The sequence below is a fragment of the Corallococcus sp. AB011P genome, from assembly GCF_003611605.1.
In the GTDB taxonomy this organism is placed as follows: domain Bacteria; phylum Myxococcota; class Myxococcia; order Myxococcales; family Myxococcaceae; genus Corallococcus; species Corallococcus coralloides.
This window is the reverse complement of sequence record NZ_RAVX01000001.1, coordinates 457,630-476,275: the sequence shown is the minus strand read 5'-3', so window position 1 is coordinate 476,275 and position 18,646 is coordinate 457,630. Positions and strand designations below refer to the sequence as shown.

Below are 18,646 nucleotides of genomic sequence, written 5' to 3'. Positions count from 1 at the left end.
GCGATGCGCCTGTTCACCGCCGTGACGCTGGGAGAGGCCCTCACCGCAGAGACCGAGCGGGGCATCGAGCGCCTGCGCGCCCTGGCCCCGGACGCGAAGTGGGTGCGGCCGGAGGGCGTGCACCTGACGCTGCTCTTCCTGGGGGACGTGGACGACAGCCGCCTGCCGGAGCTGCGCGACGCGCTGGAGCCGGTGGGGCTGTACCACGCGCCGTTCGTGCTGTCGGTGGCGGGCGGAGGGGCGTTCGGCCCGCCGTCCCACCCGCGCGTGCTCTGGGCGGACGTGCGCGGAGACACCGCCGCGCTGAAGGCGCTCCAGGCGGACGTGGCGCGAGCGCTGGAGCCGCTGGGCTTCACGTCGGAGCACGGCGAGTACATCGCGCACCTGACGCTGGCCCGGGCCCGGCCACCGCGCGGAGACCCGGCGCTGGCGGCGTGCGCACGCGAGCTGCAAAGCGCTTCGTGGGGTGAGGGGCGCGTGGACCGGCTGATGCTGTTCGAGAGCACGCGCGGCCACTACGTGCCCCGGTTGGAAGTGATGCTGGAGCGCGGCTAGCAGGCGCGCAGGGACTCCGCCACGGGCACCGCCGCCGGCAGCGTGACGGTGAGCAGCGTGCCGCGGCCCTCGCGGCTCTCCGCGCGCAGCGTGCCGCCCAGCCCGGTGACGATGGTGTGGCTCACGGACAAGCCCAGGCCGGTGCTGTTGGGGCGCGCGGTGGCGAAGGGCTCGAAGATGTGCGCGAGCGCGTCCTGGGACAGGCCCTTGCCGGAGTCCTGCACCTCCACCACCACCTCGCCGTCCTCGCTGGTGTAGGCCGCCACGCGCAGCACGTTGTTCGCGGCGTCCTGGGTGTCCATCTGCTGCAGGCCGTTGAGCAGCAGGTTGAGGAAGAGCTGGGTGAGGCGCGCCTCGTCCGCGTCCACCGTGGGCATGTCGTGGAAGTCCCGCTCCAGCCGCGCGCGGTGCTGCAGTTCGCCGCGCAGCAGCTTGAGCGCGTTCTCCAGCACGGGCTGCACGGCCACGCGAGCGCGGTGCTCCGGCGGCTTGCGCGACAGCGTGCGCAGGTCCTGCACGATGTGCTTGAGCCGGGTGGCGCCCTCCACCGTCTCGCTCAGCGCATCCACCATGTCCTCCAGGTCCGCGCGCGGCACGGGCTTGCCGTCCAGCAGCGGCTGCTTCAGGCGGTCCATCTCCTCGCGGATGAACGAGAGGTTCGCCAGCACGAAGGCCAGCGGGTTGTTCATCTCATGGCCCACCGCCGCCGCGAGCGAGCCCAGCGCGGACAGCCGGTCCGCCTGGAACAGCCGCGCCTCCATCTGCTTGCGCAGCGTCACGTCGCGCGCGAACACGCGCAGGCCCGGCGGATCCCACAGCTGCGCGACGGTGAGCTCCCAGTAGCGCCCGTCCAGGTGCACCGTGGGCGCGGGCTCTCCCGGGGGCGCACCCCGCCACGCCCAGACGATGGCCGCGTTCACCAGCGGGTGCTCGGCGCCCTTCTCCACCAGGTCCTGGAAGGCCGCGTGGGTGGCGGGGTTCGCGTACCGCAGCTCGCCGTCCATGCCCAGCTCCAGCAGCGGCTCCGGGTGCAGCAGCGGGAACGACGCCAGCCGGTACAGCGGATCCTCCAGCGCGCGCAGGCCGCTGACGTCGCGCACCAGCAGGCCCAGCCGCACGCCCGTGTCCCCGGGCGAGGGCTCGCAGGGGGTGATTTCCGCCGCGTAGACGCGCTCGTCGCCGTTCACGGTGAGCCGGTACTCCAGCCGCCCGTCGGAGCCGCCCTGGAGGACGACCTGGAGCAGGGACATGAGGGGCTTGCTCGCGGCGGTGCCCAGGACCTCCTCCAGCAGGCGCCCCTCCCCGCCGCGCATGTCCAGGCCGAAGGCACGGCCGGACGGGGACCACAGCCGCAGGCACCGGCCTTCCGCGTCCAGTTCCCCGGCCACGTACTCGGCGACCCCCGTGGGACGCGGGCCGGACGCGGGCGCGTCCAGGCCAGGAGACCGAACGAAGGTCTCCACCCGGAAGGGGCCCATGAGCATCTCCAGGCCCGCGCCGTCGGTGTTCATCCGGGTGAGGACGGAGATGAGCGCCTGCGCATCCGCCTCCGGCATCCGCTTGGTGAGGATGAGGCCGTCGGCGAGCGTGGGGATGGTGAAGAGGAACGGCGTGAGCCGCGGCGCGTCCGCGCCCAGGTACGTCGTCAGCGTGGCGCGCATCGCGTGCGCGTCCTTGTGGTTGCAGAAGAGCGCGCACAGGTCCGACTCGCCGCGCATCACCGCGTCCAGCGCCTTGCGGTAGGTGCCCAGGAAGCGCTGCTCGGAGAAGAGCGTGTCCGGGCGCAGGCCCAGCGACTCCAGGTGGCGAACCGGCAGCAGGTGCCCGCCAGTGGAGCGCGGCGCCACCCACGCCACGCGCTTGCCCTGCAGCGTCTCCAGCGTCAGCGGCTCGTCCGAGCGGCAGATGAAGGCGGCGTGGTAGTAGCAGCTGCCGGAGCGCACCGCGCGCAGCACCGCGCGCGCCTGCGGCTCGAAGGCGTTGCACTGCTCGGCGGTGCCCCAGGCCATCTCCACCCGGCCTGAAGCGAGCTCCGCCTCCAGGTGCTCGTAGGTGGGCGACATGGACATCACCACCGGGCGGCCCATCCGCTCCGACAGCGCCCGCGCGAACAGCTCCACGCGCACGTGCTCCCGTACCTCGCCGAGGGACGGATAGAGCAGGCAACGGATGGGCGCGTTCGATGCGGTCACGACGAATTCCTCCGATGAGCCCCCTCTCCCGCACGCCCGGACTGTCGGCTCGCGAGTGCTACATCCCTAGCTGAAAATTTACGGCAATGCCACACTATTCTTGATTCGCTGTAATAAGTAGATTCCCCAGGTTTACCATGCTCCGACCCAGGGTCGAAAGCGACTTCCACGTACCAAGGGTGAATTCCCGCTCTGAAATGGCTGGCACCAGGGCTGCACTGAGGGTGGGTGGACGGGTGCAACCCATGGAAGGAACGGACGGATGCGCTGGATTGCCAGGGGACTGTGGCTGCTGGCCCTCGTGCTGGTGGGGGCGGCGTGGCTGGTGGGCCGCGGGACGCAGGCGGCGCCGCGCGAGGTGGAGGGCGTGGCGGCGAAGGTGAGGACGGGGGACGTGGTGTTCCAGACGTCGGGATCACGCCAGTCGAAGGCCATCCAGGTGGCCACGCACAGCCCGCTGTCGCACGTGGGGTTGGTGGAGGTGACGCCGGAGGGGACGTTCGTGGTGGAGGCCGTTCAGCCGGTGAAGCGCACACCGTTCGCGCAATGGAAGGCGCGCGGGGTGAAGGGGCGGCTGCTGGTGATGCGGCCGCAGGGGGTGGATGAGGCGGCGAAGGCGCGGGCGGTGGAGGAGGCGAAGCGGCACCTGGGCAAGCCGTACGACGCGCTCTTCGGGTGGGGGGACGAGGCGATGTACTGCTCGGAGCTGGTGCGCAAGGCGTACGCGGCAGGCGCTGGCGTGGAGTACGGCAGGATGGAGCGGCTGGGCGACCTGGACGTGGCGGGGCTGCGGCGTGAAATCGCGGAGCGCTACCGGGGTCCGGTGCCGGTGGACCTGGAGCTGGTGACGCCCGCGAGCCTGGCGGCGGATGCCCGGCTCGCGGTCGTGTATTCGAATTTCCCGCGGGCTCCGTGACGCCGTGCCTCAGCGCTTCACGCGCAGGACCTGGAACCCCTTCCCTCCGGTTCCGAAGCCCTTCAGGTTCTCCGCCCGCACCACCAGGTCGCCGCCGGGCAGCACGCCCCAGACCTCCGCGCGGGCGAGCACGCCGCTGGTGGCCCGCTCGTAGCGCCGGGCCTCACGCCACGTCACGCCGTCCGTGCTGGTGAAGAGCCGCGCGTAGAGGTCCGACGCGGGCTGCACGTCGCCCACGTCCGCCCTCGCCGTTCCCAGCACGAAGCCACCTCCCGTCAGCGCATCCAGCGAGTACGCCGGCCCCGGCAACGTCATCAGCGCGTCCACCCGTCCGCTCGCGTACACGCGCAACAGCTTCGGGTGCTCGGGCTCATAGAGCGTGGACTGTCCCAGCAGCAGCTCTCCTCCCGGCAACACCGTGCCCGTCACCGCGTTGGCCGCGTAGCCGCCCATCACCTTCGTCCAGGTGCGGCCTCCGTCCGTGGAGCGCACCACCGCCGCCTGCGCGCTGCTGCTCCCGAACGTGGCCCACAACACGCTGCGCGTCGCATCCGCGTACAGCGCCGTGCCGTGCCGGTGGTCCTGGAATGTCGCCCGTGTGGCCCACGTCGCTCCGCCGTCCGTGCTCGCCCACAGCCGCAGCGGCGTGTTCCCGGAGGTGAACGTCTGGTACTCCAGGAAGAACACCGTGCTGCCCAGCTCCGCGAAGCTCGCGGGCGACATCGCGCGGTAGCTCCCCAGTGAAGCCACGTCCGCCCACGTGCGCCCGCCATCCGTGGAGCGCTCCAGGTGGTAGCTGCCACTGCGGCTCATCTGCGCCAGCAGCGTCCCGTCCTTGAGCGCCGCCATCACCCAGAACGACGCGCCGCCCACGCCCTGCCCTCTCGCGCTGAAGGTGCGCCCGCCGTCCGTGCTCGCCCACAGCTTCGAACGGCTCCCGTCCAGCGCCAGCGCGTACACCGTGCCCGCGCCGTCCACGGCCAGCACCTCGTGCGTGGTGTTCGTGAACACCGGCTCCAGCGTCACCGGCCCCTGCGTCCCGCCATCCACCGGCGGCGTGCCCGCATCGACACCGCCGTCCGTACCCGAGCCGCCATCCGGCGTCCCCGCGTCCACGCCGCCATCCGTGCCCGAGCCTCCGTCGCTCGCGCCACCGCCATCCGGCGTCCCCGAACCGCCATCCGGAGCACCGCCACCATCCGGCGTCCCGCCGTCCTGCCCGGAGCCGCCGCCTTCCGGCTGGCGTGCCAGTGCCACGCGCATCACCCGGCCGCTGGAGTTCGCGTCCACCGCGTCGCCGTAGAAGCACGGCACCTCCGTGACGCTGTCCGGCAGCACGTCCAGGGTGCTCAGGTAGCCCTTGAAGCTCGTGCGCGAATCCAGCGTCACCGGGTCGCTGAACACGCCGTTGCGCAGCACCCGCACGCGAATCTCGTAATCCGTCGCGGTCTGGAAGTGATTGTAGAAGACATACAGCGCGTCCCCGATGCGCGTCACCGCGGGCTGCAACGCCCAGTCCGGCGTCCCCTCCACCAGGATGCGCGAGCCGAACGACGTCCCGTCGAAGCGCCGGTAGTACAGCCGCTCCGTCTCGTCCTTGTAGACCAGGTGGATGCCGCCCTTGCCGTCCTCCACCGCGCTCAGCGCCGCGCCGTGGTAGATGCCGTCGGAGAACGCGTCCCGCTGCGGCCCCCACGTGTCCAGCGGATCCGCCGCGTCACGCACCCGCAGCCGCGTGGGCTCGAAGCCGTCGTGCATGGCCCAGAAGAAGACGAGCTTGGACCCCACGCTGAGCAGCCGTCCCCCGCCCCGCTTCCGCGTGCGCCCCAGGTCCGGCTGCTTCTGGAAGCTTGTGCCCCCGTCCGTGGACACCGCCACCACCGCCGTGGAGCCGCCGTCCGGCTCCAGCCGGAACGCCTGCACCCACAGCCGCCCCTTCGAGTCCCGCGCCAGCAGCGCCCGCGAATACGCCGTCGCACTGTCCGCGTTGAACACCCGCACCGCCGGCTCCGGCGTCCAGGTGTCCTGCGCCGCGTCGTAGCGCCACCACTGGAAGTACACGTCGTGCCGCGACGACGCCGCCAGCGAGGGGCCTTCGTACGCGTAGACCATCGCCACGTCGCGCCCCACGGCGACCAGCTCCGCCCGGTCGTGGTGCGACGCATCCGGCTGGATTTCCGCCAGCTTGGAGAAGCCCTGGAACCCATCCTCGGAACGGAACAGGTTCAGCCCCTCGCCCTCCGCCCCCTGCTGCTGGATGGCCAGGAGCCACGTGGGCGCATGCCCATTGCCTGTCTCGATCCGCACCGCGTGCCGATGCGCCGGCAGCGTCAGGGCATTGCCCCCGCCAGCCGGCACCATGGACACTCCTCCCGCCGCCACCACCGTGGTCAGCAGGGCCCCCACCCAGGACATCATGTGTTTTCGCGCCCCCTGTCGTATCCCCTCCCGAAAGGTAGGGACGGCAGACCCGGGGGCAATCCGGCGGAGGCGGACCCGAAGGGCCCGGCGTTCTCCACGCGGACAGGTGAACACACCGCGCACCGCGCGACGCCCCCGGACCTTGGGAGCGTCGCGTCAGTGTCCTGCGACTACTTCTTGCGGCGGCGCGGAGCGGCGGTGCCCGCGTCGGTGGCCGTGCCCGCGTCCGCGCCCTCGAGCGTGCCCGCGTCCGCGGCCGTGCCGGCGTCCGGCGTGACCGTGGTGATGGCAGGGGGCGGGTTCACCAGCTTCAGCGAGGTGAGGAACGGCTCCGCCGTGGTGTTGGGGTGGTTGGGGTTGTAGATGACCAGCAGCGTGTACAGGCGCGGGCCCACCAGGAAGTTGCGCGCCTTCACCTCGCCGTGGACAGGCGAGCTGACCGAGTAGGCCTTGCCGGGGTAGCCATCCAGGGTGATATCCGCCTCTTCCTTGAGGGTGCCCTGGACCTCCTTCACCAGGCCGTCCCGACCCTCGTTCAGCAGGGCCTCCGGGGGACGGCTCGCCACCAGCCGCTCCGGGTAGTCCGCGGTGCTGACGGAGTAGACGGTGTTGTCCTCGGTGCGCACGGTGAAGGCCGCGGTGTTCACCGTGTTGGCGCCCAGCGGGATCTGCCTGCGCGCGACCTGGGGCTCCATCGGCATGCCGATGGTGAAGCCTTCCGCTGCCTCGTAGGGCTTGAATTCCGGGGCCGGAGTGGCCGCGGTGCCATCCGCGCCCGGGGTGGGCTCGTTGGGCACGTCCTCGATGGTGGAGGTGGCCGAGGGACCACCGGTGCCGCCCGAGGAGGAGCCGTCGGTCTTCTGCTGGTTGGCGCACGCGCCGGCGATGAGCGCGAGCGTGGTAAGCGAGGCAAGGAGGAGGCGGGACAACGGGCGCATGGGCACGCTTCCTGAGAGGGAAGTGGAAGAAAACCAACTGTCTTATCGGACGCTAGACGAAGTCCTCCGCCGCTGACTACCCGAGTTTCGACGCGGCGCGAGCAACTTGCCCTGGCCCCGCCCCCGGAAGCGTCCGGGGGCGGACACCGAGCCGGGGCCGGAAAGTCGGCGCGGGAGGGCTATTCGCCCAGGTACGCGCGCCGCACCTCGGCGCTGTCCAGCAGCGCCTTGCCGGGGCCGGCCATCACGACCTCGCCCGTCTCCAGCACGTAGCCGTAGTGGGCGGCGTTGAGGGCCAGGTGCGCGTTCTGCTCCACCAGGAGCACACTGACGCCGGTGGCGTTCACCTCGCGCAGCGTGCGGAAGATGGTCTCCGTCACCTGCGGCGCCAGGCCCAGGGACGGCTCGTCCAGCAGCAGCAGCTGCGGCTTGCTCAGGAGTGCCCGGGCGATGGCCAGCATCTGCTGCTCGCCGCCGGACAGCGTGCCCGCCAGCTGCTTCTGACGCTCGCGCAGCACCGGGAACAGGCCGAAGCCCTTGTCCATGTCCAGGCGAACCTGGGCGGTGTCCTTGCGCAGGTACGCGCCCAGCTCCAGGTTCTCGAACACGGTGAGGTTGGGGAAGATGCCCCGGCCCTCCGGCGCGTGCGCCATGCCGCGCGGCACCAGCTGGTGCGCCTTGAGGCCGGTGATGTCCTGCCCCGCGAGCGTGATGCGGCCCGCGGTCGGCTTGAGCATGCCGCTCACCGCGCGCAGGGTGCTCGTCTTGCCCGCGCCGTTGGCGCCGATGAGGGCCACCATCTCGCCCCTACCCACCGTCAGGGACACGCCCCGGAGCGCCTGGATGGCGCCGTAGCGGACCTGGATGCCCTCCACCGACAGGAGCGGCTCGAACGCGCGCCGCTCGCCCAGCACCTTCACCGGCTCGCTCACGCCGCGCCTCCGTGGGACTCCAGGTAGCTGTCGCCCAGGTACGCCTCGATGACCTTGCGGTCGCTGCGCACCTCCGCGGGAGCGCCGCGGGCGATGGTCTCGCCGTGGTCCAGCACGGTGATGCGCTCGCAGATGCCCATCACCAGCTTCATGTCGTGCTCGATGACCAGCACCCCCAGCGAGAACTCGTCGCGCAGCCGGCGGATGAGCACCATCAGGTCCGCCTTCTCACGCGTGTTCATGCCCGCCGCGGGCTCGTCCAACAGCAGCACCTTGGGGCGGGTGCCCAGCGCGCGGGCGATCTCCAGCCGGCGCTGCTCGCCGTACGGGAGGTTCTTCGCCTCTTCATCGCGGCGGTGCGACAGGCCCATGACCTCCAGCAGGTGCTCCGCCTGGCGCGTCAGCTCGCGCTCCTCGGCCTGGAAGCCGGGGGTGAGCAGCAGCGCGCGCCACCAGTCGCGGTAGTTGCGCATCGCCGTGCCCGCCTTCGCCAGGGGGCCCATGACCACCGGGTGCAGCGCGCCTTGCGCGCGGCAGGCCACCTTCACGTTGTCCAACGCCGTCAGGGCGCGGAACAGGCGGATGTTCTGGAACGTGCGCGCCAGGCCCAGGTGGTTGATTTGATGCGGCACCCAGCCGTTCACCCGCTGCCCGGCCACGCGCACCTCGCCCTCGGTGGGCTGGTACACGCCGGTGAGCACGTTGAACGCTGTGGACTTGCCCGCGCCGTTGGGGCCAATCAGGCCCAGCAGGTCGCCCTGGCGCACGGTGAGGTTGAAGTCCGTGAGGGCCTTGAGGCCCCCGAAGCGGATGCTCACGCCGGACGCCTGGAGCAGAGCGTCTGTCGTCACGGCGGCGCTCATGTCAGCCCCTTCTTCTTCCGGGGAAGCCACCGGGGCAGCACGTCCCAGAGCTCCTTCGTGCCGAACAGGCCCTGCGGCCGGGCCAGCATCAGCACCACCAGCAAGAGGCCGTACACGGGCATGCGGATCTGATCCACCTTCTGAGCCAGGCTGCCCTCCGCGCCCAGCACGCTGAACAGCGAGCGCAGCCCTTCCGGCAGCAGCGTGAGGAAGATGGCCGCGACGATGGCGCCCGTGCTGGAGCCCAGCCCGCCCAGCACCACCATGACGACGATCTCCATGGACTTCACGAAGGTGAACGAGCCCGGGTTGATGATGGGCACGAAGTGCGCGAACAGGCCGCCGGCGATGCCCGCGAAGAACGACGAGATGACGAACGCGCGGACCTTGTAGCCGGTGGTGTCCACGCCCATGGCCTCGGCGGCGACTTCGTCCTCGCGGATGGCCCACAGGCTGCGGCCGTGGCTGGAGCCCGCGATTCTCCGGGCCACCAGCACCACCAGGAAGACCCAGAAGTACACCATGGCCACGCTGGAGTACTGCGGGATGCCGGACAGGCCCAGCGCGCGGCCGAAGGCCTCCGTGTTCTGCACCACCACGCGGATGATTTCACCGAAGCCCAGCGTCACGATGGCCAGGTAGTCCCCGCGCAGCCGCAGGGACGGCAGGCCCACCAGGAAGCCGCACAGCGCCGCGCAGGTGCCGCCCGCGAGCAGCGCCACGGTGAAGAGCACCTGGTCGCTGGCGGCCACCGGCAGGAAGGACAGCGCCACCTCCTTCAACTCCAGGGACGTGACGCCCGCGATGTACGCGCCCACGGCCATGAAGCCCGCGTGGCCAATGGAGAACTGGCCCGTCATGCCGTTCACGATGTTGAGGCTCACCGCGAGGATGATGTTCACCCCCACCACGGACAGCAGGTACGTGGCGAAGGGCGAGGCGCCCAGCAGCACCTCCGCCAGCGCCAGCACCGGCACCGCGAGGAGCACGGGCAGGATGCCGCGCAGGGCCGGGGGCACGCGGCCCACAGCCTCGTCGGCCAACGTCGTCGGGCTTCCAGACTGGGGGACGGCCATCAGACCTTCTCCGCCGCGACGCGGCCGAACAGACCGCCCGGCTTCACCAGCAGCACCAGGATGAGGAAGCCGAAGGCCACCGCGTCACGCCAGGTGCTGGCCGCGTAGCCCACCACGAACTCCTCCACCAGGCCCAGCAGGAGCGCGCCCACCACGGCGCCCGGCACGTTGCCGATGCCGCCGATGACCGCCGCCACGAAGGCCTTGAGGCCCACGTACAGGCCCATGAGCGGGCTCACGGACGTGTCCTTGATGGCGTAGAGCAGGCCCGCGCCCGCCGCCAGCGCGCTGGAGAGCATGAACGTCAGCGCGATGATGCGGTCGGTGGGGATGCCCATCAGCGCCGCGGTGCGGTGGTCGTAGGACACCGCGCGCATCGCCTTGCCAAAGCGCGTGCGGTACACGAGGAACTGGAGCCCGGCCATCAGCCCCACGGCGATGAGGAAGCTGATGACCTGCCAGTTCCACACCACCACGTCGCGGTCCCCGATGATGAACCACTCGCTGGGGACGATGACCTCCGGGAAGGCCCGGGGGGACGCGCCCGGCAGGAAGCCGATGTCCAGCTGGAAGCCGTACGACAGCGCGAACGAGATGCCGATGGCGGTGATGAGCGCGGTGAGGCGCGGCTTCTCACGCAGCGGGCGGTAGGCGAAGCGCTCGATGAGGAAGCCAAGCAGCGCGCACCCCACCATGGCCACCGCGAAGATGACGACCACGCCCCACAGGGAACGCTGCGCCTGCCGCCCGAGGGCGAAGGCGGTCGCGTAGCCCATGTAGACGCCGACCATCATCACGTCGCCGTGGGCGAAGTTGATGAGCTTGAGGACGCCGTACACCATCGTGTAGCCCAGCGCGACCAGGGCGTAGATGGTGCCGGCGGCCAGACCATTGATGAGGTGCTGGAGAAGCTGCGACATGCCGGGGGGGGCCCTGGGTTTAAGGCGAGATGGTGGTGACGTAGGTGGACTTGCCGTCCTGGACCTTCAGCACCACGGCGGACTTCACCGCGTTGCGCTTCGCATCCAGCGTGATGTTGCCCGCCACACCGGGGAAGTCCTTCGTCTTCGCGATGGCCGCGCGCACCGCCGGGCCACTGGTGTCCGGGGCGTTCTTGAGCGCCTCGATGGCGACGCGCGCGGCGTCGTAGCCCAGCGCCGCGAGCGCGTCCGGCACCGCGCCGTTGTTGTCAGCCTTGTAGTCCGCGATGAACTTCTTCACGCGCTCATCCGGGTTGTCCGGCGAGTAGTGGTTGGAGAAGTAGCTGCCCTCGATGGCGCTGCCGCCCAGCTCGAAGAGCTTCTCGGAGTCCCAGCCGTCGCCGCCCATCAGCGGCACCTTCAGGCCCAGCTCGCGCGCCTGGCGGGCGATGATGCCCACCTCGCTGTAGTAGCCCGGCACGTAGATGCCCTCCGGCTGCGTCTTCTTGATGGCCGTCAGCTGCGCGCGGTAGTCCGTGTCGCCCTGGCTGTAGCTCTCCGTGGCGGTGATCTTCCCGCCCATCTCCGCGAACTTCTGGCGGAACACCTCCGTGAGGCCAATGGAGTAGGCGCTCTTGTTGTCCTGGAGCACCGCGACCTTGTTGAGCTTGAGGTTCTCCCGCGCGAACTTCGCCATCACGAAGCCTTGGAACGGGTCGATGAAGCAGACGCGGAAGATGTTGTCGCCCTTCTCCGTCACGGAGGGGTTGGTGGACGACGGGGTGATCATGGGCACGCCGGCCGCCTGCGCCTTCTCCGCCATGGCCAGGGAGCTGGACGAAGCCACCTCGCCCAGGATGAGCGCCACCTTGTCCTGGGTGATGAGGCGGGTGACGGCCTGCGCGGCCTCCTCCGGCTTGCTCTGGTCGTCGTACACACGCACGACCAGCTTCTTGCCCTTCACTCCGCCGGCCGCGTTGGCTTCCTTCACCGCCAACGCGATGCCGTTGCGGGTGGAGATGCCGAACGTCGCCTGACCGCCCGTCAGCGCGCCCACTTCGCCCAGCACGATGACGTCGCCACCGGCCGGGGGCGTGCCGCCCTGCGCGGTGGCCGGGGCCTGCGCCGAGGGCTGTCCTCCCGCCTCTCCCGTGGGCTGCGGCTTCTTCTCGCAGGCGGCCGCCAGGACGGCGAGCGCGGCGAGGAGCATCGGGGCAAGTCGTCGCATGCGGGGGCTTCCTCCGGGGGAGATGACGGGCAAAGCCCCGGTTTTCTAGGGGAGCCCTCCCCATGGGTCAAGCGCACAGCTTGGCTCCGGAGTCCCGCCAACACCTCGAAACATCGCTGTCGCGAGCCCCTGCCCCGACCATGAGTGCGCGCCGCGCCGCTCAGGGCTCCAGCCAGAAGTGCTCCCGGCCCGACGGTCCCCGGCGGATCCTCGGCGGGACCTGAGGCCCGTCCTCTTGCCCCTCGCCGTCCTCCCAGGCCGGCATGTCTTCATGCGTCAGCGACCACCCGGCGGAGGGAGGGTCCCCGGCGTCTGGTAGCGCGGTGGGCGCCCAGGAGACGGGCTCCAGGCCTGACGCCTCGCCTCCTGATGCCTCTTTGGGGGCGGACTCCGGAAGCGCCGCTCCCGCGCGGCGGCGTAGGAATCGGCCCGCCACCAGCAGTCCCACCGCGCCGGTCATCCATCCGAGTCCCCGGCCAGGTCTCGTGGCTCGCATCGCAGACGCCTCCTCGTGCGGGCCGGCCCCTCCGGACTCGCGCCCTCACAGTGAGGTGTGGGGACGCGCGCGGCCAGCGTGAAGCCCGGGGGGTCCGCTCCTGCATGCCTGCCCCTCGGACAAGAGGCGGGGAGGCGTCCTGCGCGGCATTGCCAACGGCGTGCGGCGCGTCGAGCCCCTGGAGCATCCAGCACCAGGGGTTTTCTTGGGCGTCATTGAACCCACTTTTCGAGAGATGGCCGTGGCGGACACGTCAGCCTCCACTTCCCCCCAGGAAACCCTCTCCAGCGCGCTGGACGGCCCTGGCGCTCCGCTTGCGACCACATCCGACCCGACGTGAAGGCACAAGGAGCCAAGTCCATGATGATCAAGCGCAACGACATCAAGGAAGGGATGACGGTCCGCAGCAGCGACGGCGAGAAGCTGGGCAAGGTGTTCGCCGTGAGCGAGGGCGAGTTCCACATCGAGAAGGGGATGTTCTTCCCGAAGGACTACCTGGTCCGCTACCTGGAGGTGAGCGACATCCGCAACGGGGAAATCTACCTCAACCATGGCCGCGAGGCGCTGCGAGGGCTGTCCGACTCGGCCGACGTGGACACGATGGCGGCCCGGCGTGCCGGCACGAGCGCGGCCCCCGGCGCGGTGGGCACGGCGGCGGCGACGGCCACCGGCGGCGCGGCGGGTGGCATTGGCGCGGGGCCGAAGACGGGCACCCAGAAGATCGGGGACGTGGCCCGGACCGGCGCGGAGAAGGTCGGCCTCAAGGAACGGGAGCTGAAGGAGCGCGACCTGCGCACCGACATGCGAGCCGCCGAGCGCATCGCGAGCGACGACGTCACGCTGCGCACGCACCATGAAGAGCTGGACGTCACCAAGCGCCAGCGCTCCGCGGGCGAGGCGCAGGTGCGCAAGATCGTCGTGGAGGAGATGAAGACGGTGGAGGTCCCGCTGCGCCACGAGGAGGTGGAGGTGGTGCGCCGCGCGGTGAAGGGCAAGGACACCATTCCCGGCGACGTGGCGACCTTCCAGGAGGAGACCATCCGCATCCCCCTGAACGCGGAGGAGGCGGAGCTGACCAAGCGCGCCTACACGGACGAGGAGATCACCATCCACAAGCGCCCCATCGAGGAGCGCCGCACCATGGAGGGCCGCGTCCGTCACGAGGAGCTGGAGGAGCCGAAGGTGGTGCGCACCGAACCCGACGTCACCGACGAGACGCGCCGCACCGGCTACACCGCGACCCCGGACATCGATCCGCTCAAGCGCTCGTAGCGTCGGCGGCAGGAAGCCTCGCGGTCCTTGTGCTCCGCCCCCCGCCTGCCGCGCCTTCACGCGCGCGGTGTGCGGGGGAGGTGGCACATCGTCGTGTCAGCGCGGAGCGCGGGTGGGCGGCGTCGCGCGGGTGGGGGCCTCCCGCTGGTGGTTCGCGGCGGTCTCCAACCGCTGCGAGTCGCGCAGCCGCTCCGGGAAGAGCCGTCCCGCCAGCGCCGCCAGGGCCGTATCGCGCGCGGGGGGGCATGCGGCCACCAGCCGGTCCGCCATGGCGTGGGCGTTGTCGAAGCGGGCCTCCGGGGCCTTGGACAGCGCCACCGACAGCACGCTCCACAGGGGCGTGGGCAGCTCCGGGGGCTTCGTCAGCTTCTCCTGGCAGATGGCCTTCATGGTGTCCAACTCGTCCTCGCGCTCGAAGGCGCGCCGGCCCGTGAGGGCCTGGTAGAGGACGAGCCCCATGGCGAACAGGTCGCTTCGCGCGTCCAGCCGCTGGCCCAGCGCCTGCTCCGGGGACATGTAGAGCGGCTTGCCCTTCACGATGCCCGGCAGCGTCACCGTGCGCTGCGCGCGCACCTTGGCCACGCCGAAGTCCAGCACCTTCACCTGGCCGTCGAAGCCCACCATCACGTTGTGCGGGGACAGGTCGCGGTGCACCAACTCCAGGGACGCGCCGTCCTCGCCCTTGAGCGAGTGCGCGGCGTGCAACCCCATCAGCGCCTGCGACACGATGGCGGACACCACCGCCGGCTCCAGCGGCCCCTTGTTGGCGCGCAAGAGCCGGTCCAGGTCGATGCCGTTCACCAGCTCCATGGCCATGTAGTACGCGCCCTGCGCCTCGCCGAAGTCGTAGACGTGCACCAGGTTGGGGTGCGACAGCCGCAGGCCGATGCGCGCCTCGTCCAGGAACTGCTGCACCATCTCCGGCTGCGCCGTCAGGTGGGGAAGGATGCGCTTGAGCGCCACCAGCCGCCCCAGCCCCTCCGGCCCGCGCGTGCGCGCGATGAGCACCTGCGCCATGCCGCCCGTGCCCAGGGGCTTCACGACCTCATAGCGGCCAATGCGCCCACGGTTGACGGGCGTGCCCTCCACGTCCAGCTCGTCCAGCCGCTCCAGGGGGCCCCGGCCGTCCGTCAGCGCCAGGAAGGACAGCACCGCGGAGTCCAGCTGCTCGCCAATCGCCTCCACCAGCCCCATGACCCGCTGGCCGCCGTCCTCGAAGGCCCCGTCCACCACCAGGCCCAGTCCGCCCAGGTTCAGCCGCCCCAGGGTGAGCTGCTGGCAGAAGAGCATCCGGCCTTCGCGCAGCTTCCGGGGGCCGCTCCAGTGGGCCGCCTCGAAGACGTCCACGCCCAGCTCGCCCAGCACGCGCGTCAGCACCGGGCCTCGTGTGCCCCGGAGCGAAACGAAGCCCGCCTTCGCGTGCACCATGCGGGCGCACTGCGTGAGGAACACATCCAGGCCGGTGTCGAGGTCCAGCCCCCGCTCCAGGCAGTCCTCGAGGATGTCGTCGGCCATCCGGTTCACGGCCATCAGGCCGCGCAGGAAGGCCAGCTCTTCTTCCGGGGATTGGAACGCCACGCGCCCATCAATACCCGAAAACCCGGCGGGGATGGAGCGCCCACCGGGTGGGACGTCAGACGCGCTCGCGGTCCACGCGGACCACCGGCGCCAGGCGCTCCGGCAGCTCCGGGGAGGCGCGGGTCACGGGGTGCTCCAGCATGCCGTGCCGGTCCAGCATGTGCTCCAGGTGCGCCACGCGCGCGCGCAGCCCCTCCAGCTCCACGGCGGACACCTGCCCCCGGGCCTGGACCTCGCGCACGCGCAGCCACGTCTCCACCACGGGTTTGAGGGCGAAGCGCAGCGTGAGGCCGAGCAGCGGCACACCGACGGTCATGCCGGTGACCATGATGATCATGACGGCTTCGGTCAGTTCCATGGGGGAGGCTCCGGGAAAGAAAGGCGGACCCCGGGCCTACGAACGGGGGGACCGGGCGATTGCACCGCCCGGCCCGCGTCCCCGGGGTGAGGCATCAGCCGGACTTGGCCTGGTCCGTGTAGATGGCGTCCGCGATGCGGTACGCGCTGCCCTCCAGGCGCTGGAAGGACTCCTTCAGGACGCCCGCGTCGGAGGTGTTGAGCACGGAGCGCAGGCGCTCCAGGTCCGCCTGGATTTCGCCGCGGTCCTTCTCCGACAGGAGGCTGGCGTACTCCTCCAGGCTCTTCTCCGTGGTGTAGATGAGCCCGTCCGCGTTGTTGCGCAGCTCCGCCAGCTCCTTCTTCTTCTTGTCGTCCGCGGAGTGCGACTGGGCGTCGTTGATCATCCCCTGGATTTCGGCTTCCGACAGGCCGGAGTTGCCCACCACGCGCACCTGCTGCTGCTTGCCGGTGCCCAGGTCGCGCGCGCTCACGTGCACGATGCCGTTCGCGTCGATGTCGAAGGACACTTCAATCTGCGGCACGCCGCGCGGCGCGGGCGGGATGCCGACCAGTTCGAAGCGCGCCAGCGTCTTGTTGTCCGCCGCCATCTCGCGCTCGCCCTGCAGGACGTGCACGGACACGAGCGGCTGGTTGTCCACCGCGGTGGAGAACACCTGGCCCTTCTTGCAGGGGATGGTGGTGTTCTTGTCGATGATCTTCGTGAAGACGCCGCCCGCGGTCTCCACGCCCAGGGACAGCGGCGTGACGTCCAGCAGGAGGACGTCCTTCACCTCGCCCTTGAGCACGCCGCCCTGGATGGCGGCGCCCACGGCGACCACTTCATCCGGGTTGATGCCCTTGTGGGGCTCCTTGCCGAAGAACTCCTTCACCTTCTGCTGCACGCGCGGCATGCGCGTCATGCCGCCCACCAGGAGGACCTGGTTGATGGCCTGCGCGGTGAGGCCCGCGTCCTTGAGCGCGATGCGGCACGGCTCGATGGAGCGGTCGATGAGGTCCGCGACCAGGGCCTCGAAGGTGGACCGGTCCACGGTCTCCGTGAGGTGCTTGGGGCCGGACGCGTCCGCGGTGATGAACGGGAGGTTGACCTCCGTCTCCGGGGCGCTGGACAGCTCGTGCTTGGCGCGCTCGGCGGCTTCCTTCAGGCGCTGGAGCGCCATGCGGTCCTTGCGCAGGTCCAGGCCGTTGTTCTGCTCCGCGAAGCGCTTGGCCAGGTAGTCGATGAGGCGCTGGTCGAAGTCCTCGCCGCCCAGGAACGTGTCGCCGTTGGTGCTCTTCACTTCGAACACGCCGGCGGTGAGCTCCAGGATGGAGATATCGAACGTGCCGCCGCCCAGGTCGTAGACGGCGACGCGCTCCGTGGTGGCGTCCTTCACCTTGTCCAGGCCGTACGCGAGCGCGGCGGCCGTGGGCTCGTTGATGATGCGCAGCACGCTCAAGCCCGCGATGCGGCCCGCGTCCTTCGTGGCCTGGCGCTGGCTGTCGTTGAAGTACGCGGGGACGGTGATGACGGCCTCGGTGACGGGCTCGCCGAGGTAGTCCTCCGCCGTCTGCTTCATCTTCATCAGCACGATGGCGCTGACTTCCGGCGGGCTGTAGCCCTTGCCCCGGATTTCAACCCACGCGTCGCCGTTGGGGCTGGACGCCACCTTGAAGGAGGAGACGCCAATGGCCTTCTTCGCCTCCGGCGAGTCGAACTTGCGGCCGATGAGGCGCTTGGCCGCGAAGACCGTGTTCTCCGGGTTGGTGATGGCCTGCCGCTTGGCAATCTGGCCCACCAGGCGTTCACCGGAGTCGGTGAAGCCCACCATGGAGGGCGTGGTGCGGCTGCCTTCGCTGTTGGGGATGACCACCGGCTCGCCGCCTTCCATCACGGCGACGCAGGAGTTGGTGGTGCCCAGGTCGATTCCAATCACCTTCGCCATGACTACTGCCCCCCCCCGGAGGAACTGTCGGACGGCGCGGAAGTCTGGGGCTCCGCGCTGCTGCCTTCTTCAGAGGCCTTCGGTGCTTCCGTGCCAGCCGCGGGCGCGGCGGCTTCAGGCGCCGCGGCAGCGGGCTCCGGCGCGGCGGCGACTTCCGGCGCGCGGGCGACGACGACCATGGAGGGACGCACCAGGCGGTCGTTGAGGTAGAAGCCGCGCGTCACCTCAAAGAGCACGTGGCCCGCCGGGACGTCCGTGGACTCCACCTGCTGGATGGCTTCGTGGAGGCGCGGGTCGAAGGGCTGCCCCTTGGCGGAGAAGCCCTTCACGCCATGGCGGGCGAGCGAGTCCTCGAAGGACTTGCGCGTCATGGCCACGCCCTTCTGGAAGCTGTCGAAGTCGGGGGACTTGCCGGCGGCGTCGAGCGCGCGGTCCATGTTGTCCACCACGGGGAGCAGGTCCTTGAGGAGCTTCTCCACGCCGAACTTCTGGACGTCCTCCTTCTCCTTCTGCGCGCGCTTCCGGTAGTTCTCCAGGTCCGCGGCGGAGCGGATGGCCCGGTCCTGGAAGTCCTTGGCGCGCTCGTGCGCCTCCTTCAGGCGCTCCAGCGTCTCGCGGGCCTTGGTCTGGCTGAACTCCAGCTGCGCGCGCAGCGACTCCACCTCCTGGCGGAGCGCGGCCGCGTCCTCGGTGGGGGGAGCGACTTCGGGGGTGGAGACGTCCGCTTCGGCGGCCGGGGCGGAGACGTCCAGCTCCACCTCCGTCTCCGAGCCCGCACTGTCCGCGTCTCCGTCCATCCGACGCTCGACGCTGCGAACCGCCTCGTCGATCACGTCCTGCCCGATGTCCGTCTGGATGCTGTCCTTGTCTTTGGTACCCGACACGGCGCGCACTATCTCACGCGACGGGGAGCGATCCAACAGGACCCGGGGCGGTCGCGCATGCCCGGCGTGCGGGCAGGCGCGACTTCATGCGGA

At 70.6% G+C, this 18,646-nt stretch carries 15 protein-coding genes; 3 read left to right on the top strand and 12 right to left on the bottom strand.

Translation table 11 applies throughout. The annotated features are described in order from the left end of the window. The first annotated feature begins 3 nt into the window (after positions 1-3). A complete protein-coding gene (gene thpR, locus D7X30_RS02075) occupies positions 4-555 on the top strand; it encodes an RNA 2',3'-cyclic phosphodiesterase (protein ID WP_120561127.1) in 552 nt (183 codons plus the stop codon). On the opposite strand, the gene D7X30_RS02070 is transcribed toward thpR, so the two are convergent. Then, complete coding sequence (locus tag D7X30_RS02070; RefSeq protein WP_120561126.1) at positions 552-2,747, bottom strand: PhnD/SsuA/transferrin family substrate-binding protein; 2,196 nt, start codon at positions 2,745-2,747, stop codon at positions 552-554. The genes thpR and D7X30_RS02070 overlap by 4 nt on opposite strands. Before the next feature lie 262 nt (positions 2,748-3,009). Between D7X30_RS02070 and D7X30_RS02065 the strand changes: the two genes are divergently transcribed. Further along, positions 3,010-3,663 carry a YiiX/YebB-like N1pC/P60 family cysteine hydrolase gene (locus D7X30_RS02065; RefSeq protein WP_199724146.1) on the top strand — a complete coding sequence of 218 codons (654 nt, stop codon included), beginning with the start codon at positions 3,010-3,012 and terminating at the stop codon, positions 3,661-3,663. Positions 3,664-3,672: 9 nt separating this feature from the next. Here the strand turns inward: D7X30_RS02065 and D7X30_RS02060 are convergent, their stop codons facing one another. The 7 genes from D7X30_RS02060 to D7X30_RS02030 all read right to left on the bottom strand — a co-directional run bounded on the left by D7X30_RS02060 (position 3,673) and on the right by D7X30_RS02030 (position 12,041). Further along, entirely contained in the window at positions 3,673-6,081 is a 2,409-nt protein-coding gene (locus tag D7X30_RS02060) for a sialidase family protein (RefSeq protein ID WP_233591323.1), read from the bottom strand. Positions 6,082-6,254: 173 nt separating this feature from the next. Further along, positions 6,255-7,022 (bottom strand): hypothetical protein, encoded by a 768-nt coding sequence (locus D7X30_RS02055; protein ID WP_233591322.1) that lies wholly within the window; start codon positions 7,020-7,022, stop codon positions 6,255-6,257. Between the two features lie 179 nt (positions 7,023-7,201). Further along, on the bottom strand, positions 7,202-7,954 hold the full coding sequence (locus D7X30_RS02050; protein ID WP_120561124.1) for an ABC transporter ATP-binding protein: 753 nt from the start codon (positions 7,952-7,954) through the stop codon (positions 7,202-7,204). Beyond that, positions 7,951-8,817, bottom strand: coding sequence for an ABC transporter ATP-binding protein (locus D7X30_RS02045; protein ID WP_120561123.1), 867 nt, complete (start codon positions 8,815-8,817; stop codon positions 7,951-7,953). The genes D7X30_RS02050 and D7X30_RS02045 overlap by 4 nt, the downstream gene beginning before the upstream one ends. Further along, a complete protein-coding gene (locus D7X30_RS02040; protein ID WP_120561122.1) occupies positions 8,814-9,893 on the bottom strand; it encodes a branched-chain amino acid ABC transporter permease in 1,080 nt (359 codons plus the stop codon). Before D7X30_RS02040 ends, D7X30_RS02045 begins: the two co-directional genes overlap by 4 nt. Continuing rightward, positions 9,893-10,813, bottom strand: coding sequence for a branched-chain amino acid ABC transporter permease (locus D7X30_RS02035; RefSeq protein ID WP_120561121.1), 921 nt, complete (start codon positions 10,811-10,813; stop codon positions 9,893-9,895). Before D7X30_RS02035 ends, D7X30_RS02040 begins: the two co-directional genes overlap by 1 nt. A 19-nt stretch (positions 10,814-10,832) precedes the next feature. Continuing rightward, positions 10,833-12,041, bottom strand: coding sequence for an ABC transporter substrate-binding protein (locus D7X30_RS02030; protein ID WP_120561120.1), 1,209 nt, complete (start codon positions 12,039-12,041; stop codon positions 10,833-10,835). Positions 12,042-12,897: 856 nt separating this feature from the next. Between D7X30_RS02030 and D7X30_RS02025 the strand changes: the two genes are divergently transcribed. Next, on the top strand, positions 12,898-13,809 hold the full coding sequence (locus D7X30_RS02025) for a YsnF/AvaK domain-containing protein (protein ID WP_233591321.1): 912 nt from the start codon (positions 12,898-12,900) through the stop codon (positions 13,807-13,809). 96 nt (positions 13,810-13,905) lie between these two features. Here D7X30_RS02025 and D7X30_RS02020 read toward each other — a convergent pair whose 3' ends face one another. The 4 genes from D7X30_RS02020 to grpE form a co-directional block, all read right to left on the bottom strand. Beyond that, a complete protein-coding gene (locus D7X30_RS02020) occupies positions 13,906-15,339 on the bottom strand; it encodes a serine/threonine-protein kinase (protein ID WP_120561708.1) in 1,434 nt (477 codons plus the stop codon). A 103-nt stretch (positions 15,340-15,442) separates the two neighbouring features. Further along, entirely contained in the window at positions 15,443-15,745 is a 303-nt protein-coding gene (locus D7X30_RS02015; RefSeq protein ID WP_120561119.1) for a hypothetical protein, read from the bottom strand. A 94-nt stretch (positions 15,746-15,839) separates the two neighbouring features. After that, positions 15,840-17,669 carry a molecular chaperone DnaK gene (gene dnaK / locus D7X30_RS02010; protein WP_120561118.1) on the bottom strand — a complete coding sequence of 610 codons (1,830 nt, stop codon included), beginning with the start codon at positions 17,667-17,669 and terminating at the stop codon, positions 15,840-15,842. A 2-nt stretch (positions 17,670-17,671) separates the two neighbouring features. After that, a complete protein-coding gene (gene grpE, locus D7X30_RS02005) occupies positions 17,672-18,562 on the bottom strand; it encodes a nucleotide exchange factor GrpE (RefSeq protein WP_370039153.1) in 891 nt (296 codons plus the stop codon). Positions 18,563-18,646: the final 84 nt, after the last annotated feature.

Excerpts from the sequence above, each read along its gene's own strand:
- D7X30_RS02030 (WP_120561120.1), bottom strand. The coding sequence starts at position 12,041 with ATGCGACGACTTGCCCCGATGCTCCTCGCCGCGCTCGCCGTCCTGGCG.
- D7X30_RS02060 (WP_233591323.1), bottom strand. The coding sequence starts at position 6,081 with ATGATGTCCTGGGTGGGGGCCCTGCTGACCACGGTGGTGGCGGCGGGA.
- D7X30_RS02065 (WP_199724146.1), top strand. The coding sequence starts at position 3,010 with ATGCGCTGGATTGCCAGGGGACTGTGGCTGCTGGCCCTCGTGCTGGTG.
- D7X30_RS02020 (WP_120561708.1), bottom strand. The coding sequence starts at position 15,339 with ATGGCCGTGAACCGGATGGCCGACGACATCCTCGAGGACTGCCTGGAG.
- D7X30_RS02045 (WP_120561123.1), bottom strand. The coding sequence starts at position 8,817 with ATGAGCGCCGCCGTGACGACAGACGCTCTGCTCCAGGCGTCCGGCGTG.
- D7X30_RS02040 (WP_120561122.1), bottom strand. The coding sequence starts at position 9,893 with ATGGCCGTCCCCCAGTCTGGAAGCCCGACGACGTTGGCCGACGAGGCT.
- D7X30_RS02055 (WP_233591322.1), bottom strand. The coding sequence starts at position 7,022 with ATGCGCCCGTTGTCCCGCCTCCTCCTTGCCTCGCTTACCACGCTCGCG.
- dnaK (WP_120561118.1), bottom strand. The coding sequence starts at position 17,669 with ATGGCGAAGGTGATTGGAATCGACCTGGGCACCACCAACTCCTGCGTC.
- D7X30_RS02025 (WP_233591321.1), top strand. The coding sequence starts at position 12,898 with ATGATGATCAAGCGCAACGACATCAAGGAAGGGATGACGGTCCGCAGC.
- D7X30_RS02035 (WP_120561121.1), bottom strand. The coding sequence starts at position 10,813 with ATGTCGCAGCTTCTCCAGCACCTCATCAATGGTCTGGCCGCCGGCACC.
- thpR (WP_120561127.1), top strand. The coding sequence starts at position 4 with ATGCGCCTGTTCACCGCCGTGACGCTGGGAGAGGCCCTCACCGCAGAG.
- D7X30_RS02015 (WP_120561119.1), bottom strand. The coding sequence starts at position 15,745 with ATGGAACTGACCGAAGCCGTCATGATCATCATGGTCACCGGCATGACC.